Annotated in this window: 14 protein-coding genes, 1 tRNA gene and 1 pseudogene; 5 read left to right on the top strand and 11 right to left on the bottom strand. The window is 56.8% G+C overall.

Annotation, left to right across the window (positions count from 1 at the left end; genetic code table 11):
* Positions 1-162: 162 nt before the first annotated feature.
* The 3 genes and pseudogenes from AACL53_RS01600 (at position 163) to AACL53_RS01590 (ending at position 4557) form a co-directional block, all read left to right on the top strand.
* Positions 163-248, top strand: a tRNA-Leu gene (locus tag AACL53_RS01600).
* Between the two features lie 1215 nt (positions 249-1463).
* Complete coding sequence (locus AACL53_RS01595) at positions 1464-3473, top strand: protein-L-isoaspartate(D-aspartate) O-methyltransferase (protein WP_339081792.1); 2010 nt, start codon at positions 1464-1466, stop codon at positions 3471-3473.
* A gap of 48 nt (positions 3474-3521) precedes the next feature.
* Positions 3522-4557, top strand: a pseudogene (locus AACL53_RS01590) (zinc-dependent alcohol dehydrogenase family protein).
* Positions 4558-4642: 85 nt separating this feature from the next.
* Here AACL53_RS01590 and AACL53_RS01585 read toward each other — a convergent pair.
* The 7 genes from AACL53_RS01585 to AACL53_RS01555 all read right to left on the bottom strand — a co-directional run bounded on the left by AACL53_RS01585 (position 4643) and on the right by AACL53_RS01555 (position 11052).
* The gene (locus tag AACL53_RS01585; RefSeq protein ID WP_339081790.1) at positions 4643-4924 is read right to left on the bottom strand and encodes a hypothetical protein; all 282 of its coding nucleotides are present in this window, start codon (positions 4922-4924) and stop codon (positions 4643-4645) included.
* Positions 4909-6069 (bottom strand): ABC-type transport auxiliary lipoprotein family protein, encoded by a 1161-nt coding sequence (locus AACL53_RS01580; protein WP_339081788.1) that lies wholly within the window; start codon positions 6067-6069, stop codon positions 4909-4911. The genes AACL53_RS01585 and AACL53_RS01580 overlap by 16 nt, the downstream gene beginning before the upstream one ends.
* Positions 6044-6835, bottom strand: a complete 792-nt coding sequence (locus tag AACL53_RS01575; RefSeq protein WP_339081786.1) for an ABC transporter ATP-binding protein — start codon at positions 6833-6835, stop codon at positions 6044-6046. Before AACL53_RS01575 ends, AACL53_RS01580 begins: the two co-directional genes overlap by 26 nt.
* A gap of 3 nt (positions 6836-6838) precedes the next feature.
* Positions 6839-7981, bottom strand: a complete 1143-nt coding sequence (locus tag AACL53_RS01570; protein ID WP_339081784.1) for an MlaE family lipid ABC transporter permease subunit — start codon at positions 7979-7981, stop codon at positions 6839-6841.
* Entirely contained in the window at positions 7978-8721 is a 744-nt protein-coding gene (locus tag AACL53_RS01565) for a CBS domain-containing protein (protein WP_339081782.1), read from the bottom strand. Before AACL53_RS01565 ends, AACL53_RS01570 begins: the two co-directional genes overlap by 4 nt.
* Before the next feature lie 34 nt (positions 8722-8755).
* Positions 8756-9037: a phasin family protein gene (locus AACL53_RS01560; protein WP_339081779.1), complete on the bottom strand. Its 282-nt coding sequence runs from the start codon at positions 9035-9037 to the stop codon at positions 8756-8758.
* 182 nt (positions 9038-9219) lie between these two features.
* A complete protein-coding gene (locus AACL53_RS01555; protein WP_339081777.1) occupies positions 9220-11052 on the bottom strand; it encodes an alpha/beta hydrolase in 1833 nt (610 codons plus the stop codon).
* 180 nt (positions 11053-11232) lie between these two features.
* On the opposite strand from AACL53_RS01555, the gene AACL53_RS01550 reads away from it, so the two are divergent.
* Positions 11233-13935 (top strand): bifunctional acetate--CoA ligase family protein/GNAT family N-acetyltransferase, encoded by a 2703-nt coding sequence (locus tag AACL53_RS01550; protein WP_339081775.1) that lies wholly within the window; start codon positions 11233-11235, stop codon positions 13933-13935.
* A gap of 19 nt (positions 13936-13954) precedes the next feature.
* On the opposite strand, the gene AACL53_RS01545 is transcribed toward AACL53_RS01550, so the two are convergent.
* The 4 genes from AACL53_RS01545 to AACL53_RS01530 form a co-directional block, all read right to left on the bottom strand.
* Positions 13955-14404 carry a hypothetical protein gene (locus tag AACL53_RS01545; RefSeq protein WP_339081773.1) on the bottom strand — a complete coding sequence of 150 codons (450 nt, stop codon included), beginning with the start codon at positions 14402-14404 and terminating at the stop codon, positions 13955-13957.
* Between the two features lie 137 nt (positions 14405-14541).
* Positions 14542-17106 carry a magnesium-translocating P-type ATPase gene (gene mgtA, locus AACL53_RS01540; RefSeq protein WP_339081771.1) on the bottom strand — a complete coding sequence of 855 codons (2565 nt, stop codon included), beginning with the start codon at positions 17104-17106 and terminating at the stop codon, positions 14542-14544.
* 274 nt (positions 17107-17380) lie between these two features.
* Positions 17381-18034 carry a BON domain-containing protein gene (locus AACL53_RS01535; RefSeq protein ID WP_339081769.1) on the bottom strand — a complete coding sequence of 218 codons (654 nt, stop codon included), beginning with the start codon at positions 18032-18034 and terminating at the stop codon, positions 17381-17383.
* A gap of 373 nt (positions 18035-18407) precedes the next feature.
* Entirely contained in the window at positions 18408-18662 is a 255-nt protein-coding gene (locus tag AACL53_RS01530; protein ID WP_339087026.1) for a hypothetical protein, read from the bottom strand.
* Between AACL53_RS01530 and AACL53_RS01525 the strand changes: the two genes are divergently transcribed.
* A complete protein-coding gene (locus tag AACL53_RS01525) occupies positions 18573-19739 on the top strand; it encodes an AAA family ATPase (RefSeq protein WP_339086853.1) in 1167 nt (388 codons plus the stop codon). The genes AACL53_RS01530 and AACL53_RS01525 overlap by 90 nt on opposite strands.
* The last annotated feature ends 2 nt before the right edge of the window (positions 19740-19741 follow it).

The following is a 19741-nucleotide window of genomic DNA, read 5'->3' as shown; positions in this document are numbered from 1 at the left end:
GCTCATTTGCTGGCTGCAGGTCTAACGATCCAAACTGACGCTGTGAAGCCTGTCGGACTGCCTCATCCCGGAGTTGATGGCGCGGGTCGATGTATTGTCTCACCCTGCTAACTCGTAACGCAATTGACTGCGGCGCTCGCACAATTTACCTGACACGTCGGAGCCCAGATGGCGGAATTGGTAGACGCACTGCTTTCAGGTAGCAGCGCTCACAAGGCGTGGAGGTTCGAGTCCTCTTCTGGGCACCATGGAATTCCCGAAAAACTAAATAAAATCCACCACTTGGTGAAACTCAAGCCGCGACGATTCACCCTGTGGCCCACCTCTCTGGGGTGGGTGGGATTAACCGCTTTGGATCGCAGCTTTTTCCTCTTTTCGACGTCGCAAACTATCCACGTGCAAGTGTCCCACGGAATTCTCAGCCTTCGAGGCTGACCAATTGTTCTGAGGGCGCCCCTATCCGCTTAGGAAGGGAGGTTTGCGAAGATGCAAGTCTGAGCAAGCGAATCCTTACTCAGCCGGACAAAATTGCCATACACATTCGTATCGCTGGGGAATTCGAGTGAACTCTCAGCCCGGCCTCCGTAAAATAGAATTTTACAAAAAATATTGCCTTCGATCGACCGTTCACCGCTGCGGCCGTAGGTCGTCAGCACTCCAACGTTTTGCAACCCACAAGCTACCACGCTCTATGGTTTTCGAGCGCTTTTGAGAGGCCGCACTCCCGGCAAATGAAGTACCGGACTGAGGTCACAAGCGTTCAAAAGTGTGCGCGTTACGTAGCCCTTTTTTCGGGAAGATGTTCGTAGGCATGACCGATTGGCTCGAACTAACGCTTAGACGTCTGTCTCGTCAGTCGCGCACTTTCTCTGCGGACGCTTATGTCTGGTGTTTTGTGGTCAGCGAGCGAGGATAACGTTTCGGCATTAGCGCAATACCGCTTCCAGCCTGGACTGCCGAAGCTATCTGTCATGTCATCGAAGCATTGCTGTTTATTCGAGCACGACGCACACGTGCATTGCAAACGCTGAAAGATTATCGGCGACACTCGCTTGATGCCCATTGGATTCAACCCAAGAGACGTCAAACGCCACTGGAGCAACAAACTTCCACGAAGACTATAGGATTTTTTTGAGAGGGGCGGCGAAAACAGTTTCTGCTTTCGGCTTCCAGAAGCTTCCATCCTGATCTCCATAAATGATCTGGCATGACGTTCACGCCGCTCAAGCGCTGCCTCAAAACAATTTTTATGCAAACTTTCCGTGAGCGGCTTCGACTGAGAAGGGCCGCGTAGCGAACCCGACTAAACTGTTGCAACGTAAGCGGACGAACATATTGCGCCGTTCACTTTAAGTCGCGCATCTCGCATTGTTTCTGACTTCATTTTGGGCAAGCGCAACGCGCGTAACCCTATAAAATGTATTGATGTTTAAAATTCCCGGGAACCTCGCGGGTATCGTGCCATGAAGCACAGCAACGAACATCAGGCAATAGAGCGGCGAGGGTTTGTCGAGCGACAGATCGAGGCACGGGGTGTACGTGATCCTCTCGTCCTCGATGCGATGCGAACAGTGCCACGCGAAATGTTCGTTCCCCAGGAATTCGCAGCGGAGGCCTATGATGATGCGCCCCTGCCTATCGGTTCCGGACAAACAATTTCCCAGCCTTACATTGTAGCCTTCATGATCGAAGCGTTAAGCCTGCGTGGTGGCGAGAAGGTCTTAGAGATCGGTACCGGATCTGGTTACGCCGCGGCGGTATTGGCGCAAATTGCGGGCGACGTGTACACGATCGAACGCATCGGCGAACTGGCATCGCGAGCTAACCAGAATCTGGCGAACGCAGCCTGCGATCATGTGCACGTGCTGCACGCCGATGGCACGCAAGGCTGGCAGCAGGAAGCGCCATTCGATGCCATTCTGGTCTCAGCGGGCGCGCCGGATGTTCCATCCACGCTGCTGCATCAACTAAAGGTCGGCGGACGGATCGTCGTACCCATTGGAGATAATTTGCGTTCCCAAGAACTGGTGCGCATTACGAGAACGGGCGATGAAGACTTCGAGCAGGAGGACATAGCCGACGTCCGCTTTGTGCCGCTGATCGGAAAAGAGGGATGGGAAACCACGGAAGACGAATGGCAGGTGAAGCCACCGCGTGTCATTCGTGCGCGACCCGCCGTGAGCATCTCGGTGCCATCCCTGATCGCCAAGAACGCGGAGATCTTCACCCAGATTCGAGATGCGAAATTCGAGCCGCTTCTCGATCGAATCGGTAACTCACGCGTCGTCCTGATCGGCGAAGCAAGTCATGGCACTTCCGAGTTTTACCGAATGCGAGCGCGCATTACGCAGCGCTTGATGGAAGAGAAGGGATTTAGTTTCGTCGCCGCCGAGGCGGATTGGCCCGATGCGGCGCGCATCGACCACTATGCGCGGCATCGAGACGTACCTCCATCGGAATGGACGGCGTTTGCAAGATTCCCGACGTGGATGTGGCGGAACGCCGAAACCCGCAGCTTCGTCGACTGGCTCCATAAGCACAACGCGACGCGCGCCTATGATCAACGGACGGCGTTCTATGGTTTGGACCTCTACAGCTTGTATAACTCGGTACGGGTGGTCCTTGCATATCTCGACTCTGTCGATCCAGACCTCGCAGCAATTGCTCGTGAACGTTATGGGTGCCTTAGCCCTTGGGAAGCGGACCCGTCTGCTTACGGTCGCGCGGCACTAACCGGTGCTTATCGAAAGTGCGAACAAGACGTCACGCATGTCTTGGTGGATCTGCTCGAAAAACAACAGGCCTATGCGATGAATGACGGCGACCGTTTCTTCGACGCCGCTCAAAATGCGCGCTTGATCTCGAATGCCGAGCGCTACTATCGCACGATGTATTATGGCTCGCGCGCATCGTGGAACTTGCGCGACAGCCACATGTTCGAAACCCTGAACCAGCTACTGAACCATCATGGCGCAAGTTCGAAAGCGATCATTTGGGCACATAATTCCCATATAGGAGATGCATCGGCGACGGAAATGAGCCGGCGCGGCGAATACAATATCGGGCAACTCTGCAGACGGCACTTCGGGACCGATTGCTTCAGCATAGGCTTCGGCACGAACGACGGTACGGTTGCAGCCGCCTCGAACTGGGACGGGGACATGGAGGTCATGAATGTCCGGCCGGCGCACGCCCAAAGCTATGAGCGGCTCTTCCATTTGACGAACGCGCCGGGGTTGATGCTTTCTCTCCAGGCAGAGACCGCGCTTCGCGAAAAGTTGATGCGACCGCTCCTCGAACGGGCGATCGGCGTCATCTATCGTCCCGATAGCGAGCTCGCGAGCCACTACTTCGAGGCAACCCTGCCCCTCCAGTTTGACGAATACATATGGATCGACCGGACAAGCGCCGTTAAGCCGCTCGCTAGTATAGAACTCGAGGGAATGCCCGAAACCTATCCGTTTGGCGTCTAGAAAGCTAACGAGCGCACGCTGCACGTTCAACCGAGCAGGTGATAAGTGATGAAGGCACAGGTCTATAAAGGCCCCGGTCAGAAAGTCGTTGGATCGGCCCATCCCTGAAGTTAAAGAACCGAATGACGCCATCGTCAGAATTTCCAAGACGACGATTTGCGGAACGGATCTTCACATCCTCAAGGGTGATGTTCCAACGTGCAGTCCCGGCCGCATACTTGGTCACGAGGGAACGGGAACTGTCGAGAAGATCGGCGCGGGTGTCACTGCATTTCGGCCCGGCGACCGCGTCCTCATCTCGTGCATCTCGGCCTGTGGCCGTTGCGAATATTGCCGTCGGGGCATGTATTCACACTGCACGACGGGTGGTTGGATTCTCGGCAACAAAATTGACGGAACGCAGACGCAGTATGTGCGAATTCCTCATGCGGACACGAGCCTCTATCGGATCCCGGAAGGAACTGACGAAGAAGCGCTCGTGATGCTCAGCGATATCCTGCCCACGGGATTTGAGTGCGGTGTCCTCAACGGCAAGGTTGCACCAGGCAGCACTGTCGCAATCGTCGGCGCGGGGCCGATCGGGCTGGCAGCCCTGCTAACGGCGCAGTTCTATTCGCCGGCCAAGATTATCATGATCGATCCCGACAACAATCGCCTCGAAGTGACCAAGCATTTTGGGGCAACGGCAATGGTCAACGCGACCGGCATCGAGGCGGCGGAAACCGTCATGAAAATGACCGGCGGCCGCGGCGTCGATACTGCGATCGAGGCTGTTGGTGTACCCGCTTCATTTCTGACATGCGAGGATATCGTTGCGCCGGGCGGAACGATCGCCAATATCGGTGTGCATGGCGTCAAAGTCGATCTGCACCTTGAGCGCCTCTGGAGTCAGAACATCAGCATTACGACACGGCTTGTCGACACTGTCACCACACCGATGCTGCTCAAAATAGTTCAAGCCCATAAAATAGATCCGGCCAAGCTGATCACGCACCGTTTCAAGTTCGACAATATCCTCGATGCCTACGACACTTTCAGCCACGCAGCGGAGACGCACGCGCTCAAGGTCGTGATCGAAGCGTAAAGCTGCGCTCGCGTCCAACTTGGTTCTGTCGGAATATCGATGTGCCTCGAAGCAACGCAGGGCGTCGTTGTCGTGCCAGACTACGCTAATTCTTTTGAATGGATTCCAGGTATTTCAGCAACTCGCCGACGGCTATGCGAGAATAATTTCCTCCGCCTTTGCCTCCTCCGCCTTTCTCGCTGAAGACCTTGCCCCATAGCGGCATGTCCTGTGGCCCATGGCCAGCGATGTCTCCGCCGTAACGAATAATCTCCACGATGCGAGCGGCAGGGAAGTTGCCATTGGCCCGCTTGCTGATCTCGGTAAGGTTGGCCGGCGTCACTGTGAGACACTTTGCTGTCGGCCCGTTGCCTAGGCGATTTTGCATGTCCAAAGAACAAGCTCCGTGACGACCTTGGCGAACACCTGATTGAGAGCCGCCACGGCGCTCGCCTCGTCGACGACGTTCGACGGGATACGAGCTTCGAACAGCCGGGCACCGAGGATATTGCCGTTGTCACCGATGATCTTTGCCGAAAAAGCGATTTCGGAAGTCGGAGTTTCTGACATAACAACTTGGAAGCTGCGCAAATCTATCAGCAGCTGATAATCGATTTTGAGCCCTTCGGGCTGGCGGCCAAGCGTCTTCAGATAGCCGGCATTCTCGAAACTTTGAACCACACGTGATTGCACGAGGCGGCTCAACGTATCCGGCCATTTTGCCTGGAACGCTGTCGCCCGGTCGCCGGATGGCGTTACGACGGCAACCTGATCGTTGAAGACGCTGCCGACGACGTCCGGTTCAGGAATGACGAGCTGACCTTGCGGAATTTTCGCCAGAGATGGAAACGCATTCGCGGCTTTGAGATCAAAAACATGAGTTGAGGCTTTCTGAGTTCCTCCGCCTGTCATTCGCTCGAGCCCGGAAAGTATTCCGTCAACGCGGTCCGAATTGCGGGCAAGCGCAGTGGAAAAAGTATTGATATTGGCAATCAGCGAACGCAATGGCTCAGCATTATCAGTTACGACCGCGTCGATGTGGCGAAGAACGCTTCGCGCCGAGTCCGTCATATTTTGACCAGCGTCCGGATCAGCGAAAAGAAGCGGCGGCTGATCGTCGATCGATTTCACGGGCGGCGCGTTCGCCACTCCGCCGTCTAATGACAGAACCGGTGAACCCGTGAGCCCCTGAAATGCAATAGCGACCTTCGTATCGGCACGAACGGGTGTATCGCGGTCAATGGACATGACCGCCGTCACCTGCCTTGGATTCTCAGGGTTCAATTGAAGCGCAACGACTTCTCCGACGCGGATGCCATTGAACTGAACACCTGAGCCCTTCAGAAGCCCCGACACCGAATTTTCAAATCGTACCCGGTACAGTTGTTGCTTCGTCAAGCCGCCGGCATGATTCAGCCAGTAGACGAACGCAAAAGCTGCCATGATAGCGATAAGCGTAAATGTCCCGATCAGCGTATAGCGCGCGCGGATTTCCATCCAAGGTCCCTCAAACAGGTAATCGTGCGAATCCATGTTCGAGCAGCCGACCTCGCTGCCCACGAAAATAGGCCTTAACCCAGGGGTGCTCGCTGGAAAGCATTGCGGGCATCGGACCATCCGCCACGATTTTTCCCTCTGCCAGGACGGCGATGTGATCGCAGACAGCGTGCAAGGTGTTTAAATCATGGGTGATCATGAAGACCGTCAGACCGAGCGTCCTTTGGAGCGTCCGGATCAAAGCATCAAACTCGCCGGCCGATATGGGATCGAGGCCGGAAGTCGGTTCGTCGAGAAAAACCAGCTCCGGATCGAGTGCAAGGGCGCGGGCCAGTGCCACACGCTTCGTCATGCCACCGGAGAGCTCCGAAGGAAACTTGTTCTCGTCCTTCCTGGATATCCCGACCATGGTGAGCTTCGTCGCCGCCAATTCTTCGAGCATGGATTCCGGGAGGCGAAGGAATTCCCGCATCGGAAATTGTACGTTCTGAAGGACCGTCAGCGAGGAGAACAACGCGCCATTTTGAAATAAAACGCCCCATCGACGTTGGAATTCGCGACGAGCCTCATCGTCGAGCGCATCCTGGCTTTGCCCAAGAACCTCGATGGTACCTGAGCGCTTCGGCAGCAGTCCGATGATCGTGCGGAGGAGAACGGATTTGCCGCTGCCCGATCCGCCTACGAGACCGAGGATCTCACCACGCCTGACGTCCAAGGAAATATGATCGAGCACAATCCGGTCGTGGAAGCCGACGACCAAATCACGGACACGGATCATCGGCTGGGCTGCGGCGTTTTGCATGGCTCACATACCGATCGATGCAAAAAAGATTGCGAAAAGTCCGTCGATAACGATGACGAGGAATATGGATGTCACCACGGAAGCCGTAGTCTGAAGCCCGAGAGATTCAGCGCTGCCTTTGACTTTCAAACCCTCTGTGCACGCGACAACGCCGATGACGAGTGCCATGAAGGGCGCCTTGATCATTCCCACCTTGAAATGCGTGATCGAGATAGCTTCCTTCAGCCGTGCCACGAAAATTTCCGGGCTCATCCCACCGTACAACCAAGCGACCAATTCGGCTCCGTAAAGCGCCGACATCGAACCGAGGAAGGTCAAAATCGGTAACGCGATTACCAAAGCAATCACACGAGGTAAAATCAGAACGTCGACGGGGTCGAAGCCCATGGTCCTCAGAGCATCGATTTCTTCGCGCATTTTCATCGACCCGAGCTCGGCCGTGTACGAGCTTCCCGAACGCCCCGCCACCATGATGGCCACGATGAGCACACCGATCTCACGGAGGACGAGAATGCCGACCATATCGACGACGTAGTCGTCCGCCCCGAATTTCCGGAAATGGAAAAATCCCTGCTGGGCGATGATCGCGCCGATCAGAAACGTGATCAGCAGGATGATCGGAATAGCCTGCCAAGCGACCCGATCTAGATGGTGTACCGTGGACGGAAGCCGGAATTCCGAAGGCCTACGCAGCGCTCGCAGCGCCGCGACCGAGACCGCTCCGAGCATATTGAGGAGCAGCAAAAAATTTTGCCAAGCGGCCGTCAACGCCTCGCCGACTGCCGCAACTCCTGAATATCCCAACCGTGCCTTTGGATGCACACGATCAGCGTCCTCGCTTGATTTTTGCACGGCATCGAACAAGACGGAGAACTGGCTTGGGAGGCCAACAATCGTTACTTCTCGTCCCCGCGACTTCAATTCGCGAACGAGACGCGCAAGCTGCCAGGCGCCGAAAGTGTCGAAGGCACGAACACCGCTCATGTCGATGGACGTCGCAATTGGCTGATGCGCATCAGCCAATAACGAGCAAACGATTTGATCAAGCGTCTTTGCACGCTCCGCGGTCCATTCGTTCGCAGCCGTGAGAGACGACGAATTCGCGTCACTAACGGATGTCAGCAGAGACGTGGAATCTGCGCTCAAGATACAGGTTCTTCCGGCAGACATTGCTCCTTGTCGTCAGGAGAATACACGACCAGTCCGGAGACCGGATCGACCCATGCGAGGTGGTTTCGCACCTCTTTGACACCCGGAACATTTTCGGCAGCCACCACGGCGGCCTCATCCTGTTGATAGGCGGTAAATGAACCCCAGAGATCTACGATGCCATCCTTCACCGTGGGAGTAATGAATTCGCTGGCCATCCACGGTAGCTTGCCCAGCTCCGCACGCACCTTCTCGCGGATGACGGCATCATCCTCACGAACGGAACTAGCGCCACGAGCCAGGCTTGCCAGCGCTTGCACGAGATTGGCCCGGCTGACAATTCCAATCACGGCGTCATCCCTCAAAACGGGCAGCCGCTTGATCTGATGCTTCTCCATGAGATGAACAATCTCATCGATATCCGTATGTTCACCGATCGTGACCAGATCTCGCGTCATTACGTCGGAGACCTTGCGGCCATGAGAACGGACGTATTCTCCCGCGAGTGTTGAGGGCGCCGCCAAAAACGAACGCCAGCCGGATCTCTTGGTTTCGGTCCCCGTTTCAGCGCGGCGCAGGCAATCACCCTCGGTGACCATGCCAACCAGCGCCCCGTTGGCGTCTATCACGGGCAAACCGCTAACGCGGAACTTCTGCATCGTCGCCGCCATGTCCGCGATTGAGGAGTCTGGTGTGACCGACACCACATTTTTGGTCATAATATCCAGCGCTTTCATGGTCCAACTCCTTGGAGTGAGTATGAACGGCAAACTATTGGAGCTTGTCTGAGGAGAACGGCGCGAATGGCCCGCGCGCCGCTTGCCACATGTTATCGGCGAAGGCAGTAAAGCCCTTGCCATAGTCATTGGCAGCCTGCTGCCAGAACTGCGCATAGACCTGGTAGACGTCGTTGATTGTCTTGCAGCTTGCGAGCTGCTGGGGAAAAGCGGCGTCCTTTGCCATGCGGTCGCCGACGAACCGGAGCCAGCCGTGCGCGATTTCCTCCGTCGCGTGCTGTGCGTCTGAATTCCAAGCTGCAAATCTTCCGGCCATTGGATTCCAAACTGTCAGTAAGGGAAAAATGCTCGTTTCAGATGCTGTATCTGGCGTGGCTCTGGATTCTGAATATTGTTGACGATCGGACATATCCGTAGCTCCTACTCTAAAATGGTCCCCTCCCTGTCATCACCTTCATTCGCCCGTCCTTTTCTGCTTTGACCGTCACCCCGGCAATCTCAACGCTGATAGACGTAGGTTCCTGGCGCACTTGCGAGGGGTTCAAGTCCATCGCCAGATGCGCCCATTGGTGGTGGCGCAGATTTTTTGGATGACCGCTCGGCGAGCCAACCCGTCCACGCCGGCCACCAGGAGCCGTCGAATTTGGGCGCGTTCGCATGCCACTCGTCGGCGCTTTCGAAGCTATCTGTTTCAAGCTTGGTCGCCATCCGATAGCTGCGTCCCGATGATCCCGGAGGCGATATGACGCCCGCATTATGCCCTCCGCTGGTCAGCACAAACGTAACATCCGTGTCGCTCAGGATGTTGAACTTGTAGACCGATCGCCATGGCGCGACGTGGTCGGTCTCGGTTCCGAGTGCGAATATCGGCATACGCAGATCGGTGAGCGCAATCGCTCGCCCATCGACTGTGTAGCGTCCTTCCGCGAGATCATTGTTCAGAAAAAGGGAGCGCAGATAATCCGAATGCATACGGTAAGGCATACGCGTGGCATCTGCGTTCCAAGCCAATAAATCGAAGATGGGCTGGCGTTCGCCCAGGAGGTAACGATTGATGACATGCGACCAGATGAGATCGTTCGAGCGGAGGAGCTGGAAAGCTCCTGCCATCTGAGTGCTATCGAGGAAGCCCTGCTGCTGCATCATGTCTTCGAGGAAAGAAATCTGACTTTCGTCGATGAACAACGTCAGTTCACCTGCTTCCCTGAAGTCCGCTTGAGCCGCAAGAAACGTTACCGATTTGAGACGATCGTCATTGTCGAGTGCCATGGCCGCCGCCGCCGTCGCCAGCAGTGTCCCGCCGAGGCAGTAGCCGGCTGCATGAATTTTCTGTCCTCCCGCAACTTTGCTGACCGCGTCGATCGCGGCCATCACGCCAAGACGGCGATAATCTTCAAAGCTCGTATCGCGATCCTCTTCCCCTGGGTTGCGCCAGGAAACCATGAACACGGTGAAACCCTGGGCCGTGAGATACTTGACCAGCGAGTTCTCGGGCCGGAGATCCAGAATGTAGAATTTCATGATCCAGGCGGGAATGATGAGTATCGGCTCGGGGTACACATCCGGCGTCGTCGGCGCGCATTGGATCAGCTCGATCAGGTCATTGCGAAAGATGACTTTTCCGGGCGTCACCGCGATCGTTTCACCGACCCTGAAATTTTCTACGCCTTCCGGCCCCTCTCCGTCACGAAGCCGCTTCAGATCTTCGAGAAAATTCCATAGTCCGCGAACGAGATTGAAGCCCGCCTCTGCTTCGGTACGGACGAGGACATCCGGATTCGTCAGCGGAAAATTCGTGGGGGCGAAGACATCGAGCGTCTGTCTCATAATGAAGTCGAGACGCTCGGCGTTCTGCCTTTCCACTCCGCGCACTCCCGTGACTGCGGAATGCCACCACTCCTCCCAAAGCAAAAACGATTGGCCATAGAGGTTGAAGGGAAAATCCTTCCAGCGTTCGGAGCGAAAGCGCTTGTCATTCGACCGTGGCAGAATGCATGGAGCTGCATCAGCACCCGTCAATGCCGCAGCTTTTGCGAAGTCCGCCAGCCGGGTCCATTGATGGACGGCTTCACCAAAAAGCTCGAGTTGACGGCCTGGAGACGTTGCCAAGTGAATGGCCCAATCGAAGTAAGCATTGGCGCACGCGGCGGGAGACACACCGGCGGTCGTCCGCGCAAGCAGATAGTGCAAATAGCGGTCGAGGTTATTATAAAATGCATTCTGTTCGTGCGCGCGCAAGGATTCGGCGGCGCCGCTGTCAGACTTTATCGTGCGCCCGCTTGTGGAAACAATACCCAGCTCAGGCCCGCCGTCCTCCACCTTGGTCAACACGGCAACTTCTCCAAGACTGATGCTCAGAATACTCAATAGGAACAATCTGCGCCAAGGGAATTGAGCCACGTCAAAGAAGGCTAAACGACCGGCGTTAGGGGTTGATCCAAATCAACTGCCGCTCGACCGTGCCGTCTAAACCGTCGGCAGGGACGAACGCGCTACGAGCGAAGGAACGTGATGACCATACGAAATCTCACTCATCTGATGGCGCCAAAATCCGTCGCATTGATTGGCGCCAGTTCGAAGCCAGGCTCTGTGGGGCTCACGGTGATGCGCAATCTCTCGGCAGCGGGCTTTGCAGGCGACATCACCCTGGTTAATCCCAATCACTCAGAGGTCGATGGGCGCCACTGCTACGGCTCGGTGAACGATCTCGGTGAGCCGCCTGACTTGGCGGTCGTCGCTGCACCGCCTGCCGCGGTACCTGGAATAATCGCCGACCTCGGCCGCAAAGGAACACGCGCTGCTGTCGTATTGACGGCGGGTCTCGGCCCAAGATCGAAAGAGATGCTCGAAGCTGCTCGTCCCAATTGTCTGCGCATCCTCGGCCCGAACTGCATCGGCCTTATGGCTCCACAGATCGGCCTCAATGCGAGCTTTGCGCATCGGGCTCCGCTGGCTGGCGATTTGGCTTTCGTATCGCAATCTGGCGCGCTGATAACCGCGATCATTGACTGGGCGGCTGCTCGTGAGATCGGCTTCTCACATGTGGTGTCCCTGGGAGAAATGGCAGACATCGACCTGGGCGACATGCTCGACTATCTCGCGACCGAGCGGTCTAGCCGCGCTATTCTGCTCTATGTCGAGGCCGTTACGCACGCCCCAAAGTTTCTGTCTGCCGCACGCCGCGCAGCAAGATTGAAGCCCGTTGTTGTCGTCAAGAGCGGCCGCCACTCCGGCGGAGCCCGTGCCGCTCTTTCGCACACTGGCGCGTTGGCTGGCTCTGATGCTGCCTATGATGCTGCGTTTCGCCGTTCGGGTTTGCTACGTGTCAAAACGCTCGACGAACTTTTCGCGGCCGCAGAAATTCTCGCCCACGCACCAAAGCTCGACGGCGAACGATTGGCAATCCTGACGAACGGCGGCGGTGCCGGCGTCCTCGCTGCCGACGAATTGCAGGATGCCGAGGGCGTCCTGGCGAAGCTCGATATCAAGACGACAGCAGCGCTCAACAAAGTGCTTCCGCCAACCTGGTCGCACGGCAATCCTGTCGACATCATCGGCGACGCCACTCCGAAGCGGTACACAGATGCGCTTCACGAACTTCTCCAAGATCCGCAGTCCGACGCCGTTCTTGTTTTGCACTGTCCGACCGCGATCACGCCGGCGCGTGACGCAGCGACTGCCGTGATCGACGAAATCAATCTGAATCGCCGCGACAGCAGCCCGCCAAAGCCTGTCATCACGTGCTGGCTCGGAGAGCCGGTCGCAAGGGAACCGCGCGAGCTATTCACGGCAAACAATATCCCGACATTCGCGACGACGTCCGAAGCAGTTACCGGTTTCATGCAGCTGGTCGATTATGCGCGAGCCCAAACTGAATTGATGCAGACGCCGACCGTTGCCGCCGAAGAGCGGAGCTACCAGCCGGAAGACGCGGCTGAGGAAATTCAACGCATCCTCGGGGCCGGACGCACGGTGGCGTCAGCGCTCGAAACAAAAACGATCCTGGCAGCCTATGGTATCCCGACCAACAAGGCGACGCTGGCAAAGACTCCCGCCGAGGTTCGAACCATCGCCTCTGACGTGCTGAAGCAGGCTCAGGCTTGCGTGATCAAGATTGCGTCGCCCGATATCTCGCACAAATCCGATGTCGGGGGCGTGCACCTCGGACTGGAGAGCGCTGTATCCGCAGAACAGGCGGCAGTGGAGATGCTGGCGCACATCAAGACTAAGCTGCCGGACGCGCGCATCGATGGATTTACCATTGAACCCATGATCAGCAGGCCAAATGCGCTCGAAATCATCGTCGGGATGAACGTCGATGAAACATTCGGCCCCATGATGTTGTTCGGCGCCGGTGGCGTCGCTGTTGAAGTCATCAACGATAGTGCCCTCGCGTTGCCGCCGCTCGATAACCTTCTCGCCCGCCAGATGATAGCTGAGACCCGCATCTCTCGCTTGCTTGCCGGATATCGCGACCGGCCTGCATCCGATATCAACGCCGTCGCCGATGTATTGGTGCGCGTGAGCGACCTCATTATCCGTCACCTCGAAATCCGCGAATTGGATATCAATCCATTATTGGTCGACGAGAACGGCGTGATAGCGATCGACGCGCGGCTAAAGCTCGCCGATGAGCGGATTAGCCCAAGACACGAACTCGCTATCCGGCCCTATCCCTCAGGGTTGCAAAAAACGATCACCATCGATGGCATTGGCGAGATTACGCTGCGGGCGGTCCGCCCAGACGACGAACCGCGCTACGGGCCATTCTTCGCCCGCATATCACCGGACGACATACGACTTCGCTTCTTTACGGGCCGGAGTGCGTTTCCGCATTCGTTTTTAGCGACGCTGACACAGATCGACTACGCAAGAGAAATGGCATTTGTTGCGATAAAGAAGGACTCCGGCGACCTGCTCGGTGTGTCACGCCTCATTCTGGAACCTGATCGGACCCGAGGTGAGTTCGGCGTGCTCGTCAGATCCGACCTGCATAGCCACGGTCTTGGCCGGCATCTCATGAACGCGCTGATGAGTTACGCGCGTTCCGAAGGAGTGACGGAGTTGTTTGGACTTGTGCACATTGAGAACCGGCAGATGCTCACGATGGCGGACGAACTTGGCTTCAAGTTGCACACGATCCCGGACGATCCATCTGTTCGAGAAGTCGTCTGGCATCCTCAAGGCGTCACCGCTCGTGCGAACCTGTCTTAGGTGGTCGAGAAATCGATATTCATTTCTCTGTTTCGGCTAATTCGGTTTTGGCAGACTGTGCAGTCTTAAAATTTCGGAGCAGCGTCACCAGTAGTGGTAAGACGACCGCCGATATCATCGCTTCGCCCATCGTATATGCAGAGGCATCGAGTCTGCCGGCCATCGGCGAAACGTCTTGTTCCAGTTCCTGTATTGCCGATTTTCGCATGGTGAGCGCGAAAGAAAGTTCGCGGCCAGGTTTGAGCAATACCGCAACTGAAAAAATCAAAAGTGCCACGAACACGTTGAAGGCGCCCAGAACAGCCACGGCTCCAACGGGACCAAAGGACGGCTCAAAAAGCCAAAACGAAGCGAGCTCCAACAATCCGAGGCCGCAAATTGCCATAAACGCGGAAAGCGCGCAGAGCGCCGACTTTTTCAAGATATAATGCGCATAACTGTTTACAACGACGGCATCGGCAGCTGACAATCTATCGATATCTTGAGTGAGACGTCGCAGGTTCACGGTCAAAGACCTTCGATGATGGCGCTCCCTTCTCTTTAAAAGATGGGCCACCGGTGCACTAGAGCCTTGATCAATGTTTATTGGCTCGACCCCCGATATCCTTAAGGTTTCTTCTGCCGTTGCGGCGAAACAGCCACGTGCTTCAGCGCTTCGGCGCTCGCAAGATAGAGCAGAGTTATGCCGGTGATCGCGGCAAGAATTGAAGCCGGCAGAGGCACGAAGCCGACGATGCCGCCCTGAGGCGTTAACGCCACCATGAGCGCAACGGCCAACGCCCCAAGTGACGTGGTGACGAGGACTGGATGAGGCCGGCTCACCCAAAACGGCTGTGCCGTGCGGATGATGAAGATGACAAGGATCTGCGTCGCGATCGACTCGACGAACCACGCCGTCCGAAATTCGCTGACGTTCGCATCGAAACCTATCCGAAGCAGCGCAAAAGTCGCGGCATCGAACAGAGATGACAGAAGGCCCATGATCAGCGTGAAGCGGAGCACGGCATTCATATCCCAGGTCTTCGGCCGAGCGAGATCCTCCGGATCGGCGGAATCGAAGGGGATACCGATTTCGGAAAAGTCATAGATGAGGTTGTTGAGAAGAATTTGTATCGACGCCAGTGGCAGGAAAGGCAGGAACAGCGAAGCGAATGCCATCGAAAGCATGTTGCCGAAGTTCGAACTCGTCCCCATCCGCACGTATTTCATGATGTTTGCGTATGTACGCCGGCCCTCAGCTACGCCGTCCGCAAGCACGCCAAGATCGGGCGCAAGCAGAATGATGTCGGCAGCTTCGCGCGCCACTTCGGTTCCGCCATCGACGGACAGACCGACGTCGGCTGCATGAATGGCGGGCGCATCGTTTATGCCGTCGCCGAGGAAACCAACCGTATGGCCGGCGGAGCGCAGGGCCTGGACGATACGGTTCTTCTGATCCGGCGATACCCGAACGAAAAGATCGACTTCCTGGGCCCTGGAGATAAGAGCAGCTTGGCTCAAGGCCGCTATTTCCTCTCCCGCGATCATTCCCCGAGCCGGAAGCCTCAGCGTTTCGACGAGATGCTGGACAACGGGCGCAGCATCACCCGAGACGACCTTCACGCGTACGCCTGCCTCTGCGAGACGGGCAACGGTCTTCGTTGCCGAAAACTTGGGCGGATCGAGGAAAGCCGCACAGCCCACGAATATAAGATCGGCTTCGTCAGTGAGTTCAATATGATGGCGACCCGCCGCTATCGGCTGCCGCGCCACGCCGAGCAGGCGGACACCCTCCCGGCCCTTGGCCTCGATGAGGCCGATGAGTTTCATCCTCAGCGCGGCATCGAGCGGAACGACAGTACCTTCTGCAGTCTCCGCCTGACTGCACAGGGAGAGGAGAGATTCCGGGGCGCCTTTTGTGATCATCTCCTGTTCGTTGCCGCGCGCGATCAAGATCGAGCATCGGCGCCGGTTGAAGTCGAACGGCAGATCGTCGACGTGGCGCCAGTCTTGGAATGAAGCGCACGTGTCGCGCATGAGAGCATCGTCCAAGGCGCTGCGCATGCCGCTCGCGAAGTGACTGTTCAAGCATGCCAGCTCGGTAACACGATTGCTTTTTGCGCCGTCGATGCCAAAGCTGCCGGTGTGTGCGATCTTCGCCTCCGTCAGCGTGCCGGTCTTATCAGTGCAGAGGATATCCATCGCGCCGAGATCGTGAATAGCTGACAGCCGCTTGACGACGACCTTACGATCGGCCATCCGCATCGCCCCGCGCGAGAGCGTAACGGTGATCACCATAGGAAGAAGTTCAGGCGTCAAACCAACGGCCAGCGCCACAGCGAATAAAAAGCTTTCAAGAGTGAGGCCATGATTGACCAGCTGGGTGAGCAGCACAAAGAGGACAAGAAACCCCGTCAGCCGCAAAATCAGCATGCCGAGTGCATGGACGCCCTGCTCGAAGGCCGTCGGCGCCGCGATCTCTTGAATCGAAGCCGCAATGGCCCCGAAGCGCGTAGCCCCGCCCGTCGCCACCACGAGCAAGACGGCTTCGCCGCCGACGAGGCTGGTTCCTCCAAACAGCGCGTTGAAGGCGTCCGCGGGGGAGAGGCCGTCGCATGGTCCGAGCCGCTTCTCGACGGGATAAGGTTCCCCTGTCAGAACTGCCTCGTTGGCGAGTGCTGCCCGGCTCGCGATAATGATACCATCCGCAGGCACAAGATCGCCGACACGAAGTTCGACTACGTCGCCAGGGACGATATCCGTGACCGGCAGCTCAACCGTCTGTCCGTCGCGGCGGACGGAGGCCCGGACGGCAACCGAGCGTTTCAGCGCATCGACGGCGAATTCCGCCTTCTGCTCTTGGACCATGTCCAGAGTGACGGAAAACAAGACGATGACGACGATGATGACGAAGCTTTGCCAGTCGCCTATCGCACCCGAAATCGCCCCTGCGATGAGGAGAATGGCGACCAGTGGCTCGGTGAGCCTCCTCACGAGTTTGAGGACGAGGCTCCGTCGTACGCTGGCCACCGCGATGTTTGCGCCGTAGCGCGCGAACCGGTCTTCGGCTTCTACTGAAGTTAGGCCTTCAGGTCGCGCTCTGAGCGCGAGGAAGACGTCTTCGTTGAGAGATGTCCAGAATCTCGGCCGATCGCCCTCTTGATCGTCCCGACGTAACCGCTCGTGCCTCACGCCCGTTGCTCCGTCCAGCGCTCTTTGCCCGTGCACAATAGCTGCTAGCGGCTCGGCTCAATTGATTTATGGCAATCATCCGCACGCCGGCCAATAAGAACATGCCCAGGCGAGCCGATCATGAAGTCTGACAGGTCCATTCCGGCCGGAATTATATTCGAAATGTCTTCCGACCCCAATGTCTCAGACACCTCAGATGACGGAGGTTGCTGAGCCATTTCAATGAAGCTGTCTCGCAGGAATTGACGTCGGCACCGAGACACCCGCGGCTCACTCATGACGAGACGGTCAAACGGTCGTCGACCCATTGAACTCCGGGGACCGACCACGCCGCATTCTCGACGACGTCGTGATCTTCCCAACTGTCGACAATGCCTTCGAGGCTCACGTGATTACCGTCCGAGACGTTGACGCGAATGGCGTTCGCCTCTACCTGCGCGTTTCGAGCCAATGCGGCCTCGATCTTCTTCTTGACGTCTACTGGCTGAACCGACGCCTTGACAGATATGGAGTTGGTGACACCGATGACGCCCTGCAATTTCCTGATGGCGTCGTCCACGGCTTTCTTCTGGTAATGCCAGTCTACGGTGCCGCTGAGGTTTACCCATCCTTTTTCAACGGTCACTTTGACGTCTTCGTGCGGGATCATGGCGTGCCATTTCAAAACACTGAGAACGCGCTTCGCAATTTCCTCGTCAGACGTCGTGTCCTCTCCGGGATAGCGCACCTCGATTTCCTGTGCGACAGCTCGTACGCCTCTAACTCGCCGTACAGCCCAAAGCGCGGCAACCTTCTCGGCATAGCTTCGAACGTGCCCCGTCAAGGTTATGATACCGTCGTCGGCAGCGACCCCAATATTTGTTGCGTCGATGCTGGGTTCGAATTCAAGCTCGTCGATGACGTACTGGCGAAGCTGGGCATCATTCATTGAAGTATCCTCCGCTCAACAATAGAAAAAACCGCTACATAGAGCAGCAAGTCAAAACTCGCCTTGCGTTGGATCAAACCTCACGTAGACATTTTATTTTAAGCTATCGATTTATGTTCTTAGGCCAAGCCGCGCGGCGACGTTAGCCGAGCCTTGCGACAGAACTCGACTCGAAACGGCAATAACAATGACGACTGGGCACGATCAAAGCGACGTCATTGATTTCCTCTCAAGCCTATCGGACCTTACCGAACGACACGACACGCACATCTCCATAATTATCCTGAGCGGTGGACGGGCTTTTAAACTTAAACGTTCCGTATGCTTCCCCTATTTGGATTTCTCTACAGCGAGCCAGCGTCTCTCTGCGTGCTTACGAGAACTGGAGCTTAATCGGCGAACCGCACCGTCCCTTTATGTTGCCGTGCGACGCATCACACGCGACGAGAGCGGCAGCCTGACATTCGACGGGACCGGCGAATTGGTCGATTCGGTTGTTGAAATGGTGCGCTTCGATCAGCGGGATCTCTTCAGCCAAATCGCTGAGCGGAACGAACTCGGCCCTGAACTCCTCACCAAGACGGCACTCGCTATCGCAGACTTCCATCGATATGCAGCAATCGATCATCGGCGATCTGGCCGCGAGATCATGACGGCTGTCCTGAATGGGAATTCCGAATCGATCAGGGCTGCGGGAATATTCAGCGCAGAGCAGGCGCACGTCCTTGAAATGAATTTCAAGGCGACCCTCGACCGGTTGGGGTGGTTACTCGATGAGCGGGAGAGATCGGGCAAAGTGCGCCGTTGCCATGGAGATCTGCACCTCCGAAACGTCTGCCTGCTTGATGGCAATCCCACGCTTTTCGACTGCCTGGAATTCGATGAGGATCTGGCCACCATCGACGTGCTTTATGATCTTGCCTTTCTGCTCATGGATTTATGGGGCCGGGGACTTCGCCCCGAAGCAAACTGGGTGTTCAATCGCTATTTCGATACTGCTGATGAAGATGACGGAGTCGCTCTCTTGCCTTTCTTCATGGCTGTTCGTGCTTCTGTTCGCGCGCATGTCTCTGCCGTCCAAGTCACGGATAGAAACGCAGCTGCGCTCAAGGAAGCCCGCGCCTATTTTGACCTTGCAGGCGATCTGTTGACTGTCAGTCCACCGCAGCTCGTTGCGGTCGGTGGCCTTAGCGGTTCCGGGAAGTCATCCGTAGCCGCCGCGGCCGCCCATCGATTGGGAAATCCACCAGGGGCCCGTGTGCTTTCCAGCGATCGAATTCGCAAGCGCTTATACGGCGTGCCGGCAGAAACGCGTTTACCGCCTGAGGCCTATCAACCGAGCGTGTCAAAGCGCGTTTATGCGGAACAAGCGAGAATAGCGGCAACGTATCTGAAAAGCGGGCACGCCGTTATCGCCGATGCCGTCTTTGATCGCGCTGCAGACCGGCAACGGATTGAAGCGGTGGTGCCTCAGACCATTCCCTTCAATGGCTTCTGGCTGGATGCGCCGCTCGAGCTGCTTATTGATCGCGTGAGTCATCGGGTTGGAGATCCCTCCGATGCAACGCCAAGCGTCTTACGACAACAGGTAAACAGTGCGACGCAGACGGAATGGCAATCGCTCAGCGCCGGTGAAACAGTGGCGAGTACGGCGGCCATGCTGATCCAGCGCGTGCGAGCCGCGCCGGATATGGCGGAGCGTTAAGC

Origin of the sequence: Hyphomicrobium sp. ghe19 (assembly GCF_902712875.1) — a bacterium.
Lineage (GTDB): Bacteria > Pseudomonadota > Alphaproteobacteria > Rhizobiales > Hyphomicrobiaceae > Hyphomicrobium_B.
The sequence above is the reverse complement of the archived record's forward strand: the minus strand, read 5'-3'. Positions and strand labels throughout refer to the sequence as shown.